Annotated in this window: 6 protein-coding genes; all 6 read left to right on the forward strand. The window is 56.5% G+C overall.

The window, feature by feature from the left end; all coding sequences use genetic code 11:
* Nucleotides 1–210: 210 nt before the first annotated feature.
* The 6 genes from KQ310_RS04215 to KQ310_RS04240 all read left to right on the forward strand — a co-directional run bounded on the left by KQ310_RS04215 (nucleotide 211) and on the right by KQ310_RS04240 (nucleotide 3,473).
* The gene (locus KQ310_RS04215; protein WP_259720538.1) at nucleotides 211–348 is read left to right on the forward strand and encodes a hypothetical protein; all 138 of its coding nucleotides are present in this window, start codon (nucleotides 211–213) and stop codon (nucleotides 346–348) included.
* An 18-nt stretch (nucleotides 349–366) separates the two neighbouring features.
* Nucleotides 367–528 (forward strand): hypothetical protein, encoded by a 162-nt coding sequence (locus tag KQ310_RS04220; protein WP_259720539.1) that lies wholly within the window; start codon nucleotides 367–369, stop codon nucleotides 526–528.
* Between the two features lie 254 nt (nucleotides 529–782).
* Complete coding sequence (locus tag KQ310_RS04225) at nucleotides 783–968, forward strand: CsbD family protein (protein ID WP_259720540.1); 186 nt, start codon at nucleotides 783–785, stop codon at nucleotides 966–968.
* Between the two features lie 10 nt (nucleotides 969–978).
* Nucleotides 979–1,143, forward strand: coding sequence for a DUF1328 domain-containing protein (locus KQ310_RS04230; protein WP_259720541.1), 165 nt, complete (start codon nucleotides 979–981; stop codon nucleotides 1,141–1,143).
* A 153-nt stretch (nucleotides 1,144–1,296) separates the two neighbouring features.
* Nucleotides 1,297–1,623 (forward strand): CsbD family protein, encoded by a 327-nt coding sequence (locus KQ310_RS15815; RefSeq protein ID WP_311134696.1) that lies wholly within the window; start codon nucleotides 1,297–1,299, stop codon nucleotides 1,621–1,623.
* 119 nt (nucleotides 1,624–1,742) lie between these two features.
* Entirely contained in the window at nucleotides 1,743–3,473 is a 1,731-nt protein-coding gene (locus tag KQ310_RS04240) for an HAD-IIB family hydrolase (protein WP_259720542.1), read from the forward strand.
* Nucleotides 3,474–3,773 lie beyond the last annotated feature (300 nt).

The raw sequence follows: 3,773 nt of genomic DNA on the forward strand, positions 1-3,773 counted from the left end.
AATGCCTTGCAGTCAGGCCAACGATGCCGAAATCGGTCTGTTTGCGGATCTGATAGCCGCCGATCCGACTTTTTGAGCCAGAAATCCACTGATGCCTGTGGAAAACGGACTCGTGGGTTGGTTTATCAGCAAACTCTTAGGCGGGCTGGCACTCTGGCCCAACGGGCGCTTGGATTCAGCAGCCGCGCTGGGGGTGGCTCTCGAACGACCATGAAACCGATCGACGAGCAGGCTGTGCAGGCGGAGATCCACAAGCGGATGAGTCCGCCCAACAGGGAGACCGTGGCGGAGAGTGCCCGCTCCACCGGCATCACGACGCAGACCCTCTACAACTGGCGCGGCCAATGACAGAAGCAGGGCCAGCGGGTGCCGGCCGGCAGCAAGGCGCCGGAGCAGTGGGCTCATGCCGACAAGCTTGCTGCCGTGATCCTGTCCAACGCTCTTAGCGGCCCCGAGCTGGCACTCTTCTGCCCAGAGCGGAGCCTCTACCCCAAACAGCTTGCCCGCTGGAGTCAGGCCGCCGAGTGACGCACCGAGCAAGTGGGGTTATTAAATCGGAATAGACTTTCACAGTATCAGAATAGCACAGCCGAATCAGCTCAAAACGTTAAGACTTGGTGGTGGCACCAATAGTAGGCACACCTACTGCGATCAAGCACCACGTCCATGCCCATCCTGAAAGGTGAGGAGCTATGGCGTGACAAGCGAAAGGATTTGCTCTTGCAGCAATCCGGACGCTCCATGCGCTCTGCCATCAATCCCAGACGCTTGCGGACCTGATCATGAACAAGCTCCAGTTCAAAGGTGAATGGCATGAGTTGAAGGGGAAGCTCAGGCAAAAGTTCGCCGATCTCACCGATAACGACTTGGACTATGCCGAGGGCCAGGAAGAGGAATTCCTTGGCCATCTGCAGAAGAAGTTAGGCAAGAGCCAGCAAGAGATTGCCCAGCTGATTAACACCCCTTAGGAGCCCCGCAATGCTGAACTACGCCATAACCTTCTTTGTCATTGCGATCATCGCTGCCGTCCTCGGCTTCGGTGGTATCGCCGGATCAGCTGCGAGCATCGCCCAGGTCCTGTTTCTTGTGTTTCTCGTGCTGGCCGTGATCTCATTCCTCACCGGCCGGCGCAGAGTGATCTGAATAGTTTTTGTAAATCGCGTTAACCTACTCAGAATATCATGTCCGGAGCTCAATAATCAGTGATCACTGATTATTGAGCAGCATTTGGCATGATGCAGGGCTGCCAGAGTTCCTTGCATTGCTCAGCCTCACTTCACCCTGACAATCGTCACCATGAATCACCAACTTCGTCATCTGCGCCAGCTGATCGCCACCTTCATTGGCGTGGCCTTTAGCCTGCTGGTGTTGATCGCCACGCCGGCCTTGAGTGCTCCCGCCCAGGCATCAGGAGCTTTCACCCTCAGCACCTCCCCCTTGCCCATGGCCGCCACCGCCGGCCGCGTCAAGGCTGGCGCCAAGGACTTCGAGGGCAAGACCCAGGAATCCATTGGCAACGTCACTGGCAACCAGGGAGATCGCCTCGCAGGCAAGGCGAAGCAGGCCGAGGCCAAAGTCCGAAATGCTGTTGAAGACGTCAAGGACAAGGCCGGAATGGGCTGAACCAGAATCAGCGGCTTGGCCTGGCATCACGCCTGAAGACGCCAGGCGGCCGCTTACCCCTAAGTTCCTGTTGGTCTATGCACGACAGGCTCCTAACAACTCACATTGCGAAGCGGCCGATGCGGTTCCATGCGATTGCCACCGACTTTGACGGAACGATCGCCCACAATAATGATGTGGATGACGCCACTCTGGCAGCGTTGGAACGGGCAAAGAAGTCAGGCCGCAAACTCCTTCTTGTTACCGGTCGAGAACTGCCTGATCTACAACTGGTATTCCCACGTCTCGATCTGTTCGATCTCGTGGTTGTCGAGAACGGGGCGGTTCTCTTCAATCCGCAGTCAAAGGAAGTCAGCATTCTGGCCGAGCCGCCTCTGCCGAAGTTCGTGGCCGAGTTGAGAGCTCACAAGGTATCTCCCCTTTCAACTGGCTATGTCATCGTTGCTACCCACGAACCGCACCATATCGAGGTATTGAAGATCATCCACGAGTACGGACTCGAACTTCAGGTGATCTTCAATAAAGGCTCAGTGATGGTTCTGCCGTCTGGCGTGAACAAGGCAACTGGGCTTGCTGCGGCTCTCGCGGAACTCGCCCTGTCACCGCACAATGCTGTAGCTATTGGAGATGCCGAGAACGACCATGCCTTCATGCGGCTGTGCGAGTGCTCCGCGGCAGTTGCCAACGCCTTGCCAGCGGTCAAGGAGACAGCCGATCTTGTCCTTGACAAAGCTCGCGGAGAGGGTGTCGTGGAACTCGTCGACCGCCTCATCGCGAATGATCTCTTCGACCTGAAGACCCTTTCTCGTCACCACATTCTCATTGGTGAAACCGACGACATAAACGAATATCCGCTCGATCCGGCTGGCCACGGTGTGCTCGTGGCCGGTACATCGGGCAGCGGGAAGTCGACAATCACGACTTCCATTATGGAGGGGTTGGCCGATGCAGGTTATCAGGTACTCGTGATCGACCCCGAGGGAGATTACGAGACTCTTGACTTCGCAAACCACATCGGGAATCCGACCCAGGCTCCGCAGCAAGATGCGATTACTGATGCTCTCAAGGATCCAATACGGTCGATCGTCGTGAATCTTCTTGGAGTACCTCTCGATGATCGGCCGACGTTCTTCGCAGAACTGTTGCCACACATACTCCAGGAAAAGGCACGAACGGGTCGACCACACTGGCTCGTGATCGACGAAACACATCATTTGCTTCCGCACGGTCCTTCGAGTGTCGCGCTTGCACCTCTGTTGCCAGAACGCGGCATCCTGTTCATCACCGTTCACCCAGGCGATGTGGAACCGATGACGATGGCGAACGTCGACACGCTCTTACTGATCGGCGGGCAACCGGCCGACACGCTGAAAGGGTTCTGCAAGGCAACGGGAGAGAATGAGCCGGTCTGCCCTGCGGTTCAGGGCAACAAACTCCCGACCGGGGACGCGATGGTCTGGCGACGCGGCAGTCCTGAAGCAATCGTGATCCACATGAAGCAACCGCGGACAGTACGGAAACGACATTCGCGGAAGTATGCCGAGGGGAACCTTGGGCCAGAGGGAAGTTTTTACTTCAGAGGTCCGAATGGTAAATTGAATCTTAAGGCACCGAATTTGCAAGTCTTCCTTCATCTAGCCGATGGTGTGGACGATGAAACGTGGGAATACCACCGGAAGAACGGCGACTTTTCGAAATGGGTACGGGCACAAATCAAGGACGAGAGTCTTGCTGATGAGTTGGTCCAGATTGAAGTGGATCATGTGGCAAAGCCGAACGACACCCGGGCGGCCGTCCGCGTCTCCATCGAAGCCCTCTATACGCTCCCGGCCGACATTGCCAGCGGGTAAGTTTGATGATATGAACATGAGATAATGTTCAGTCCCTCTCCCTCCACCATGAGCACGATCTGCTGCCGCTTGGGCACCTTGGACCAAGGTAATATGCGCACAATGCATTCGAATCGCAATGATAGTCGAACAAACGCCCGTTATGCTTAATGGCGCCTTGCCTAGGAGCCTGTCGCGCATAGATCACCGCCCGCATTCTCCACAGACGCCCCTGAATCTGCCCAGATCCCAGTGACTGCAATGGATCTGGCCGATAAGATGGGGCATGAGCAAGTCCAAGACCTTCCGGCCCTGGACTCC

Source organism: Synechococcus sp. CS-1328 (assembly GCF_025128095.1).
Classification (GTDB): Bacteria; Cyanobacteriota; Cyanobacteriia; order PCC-6307; family Cyanobiaceae; genus CBW1002.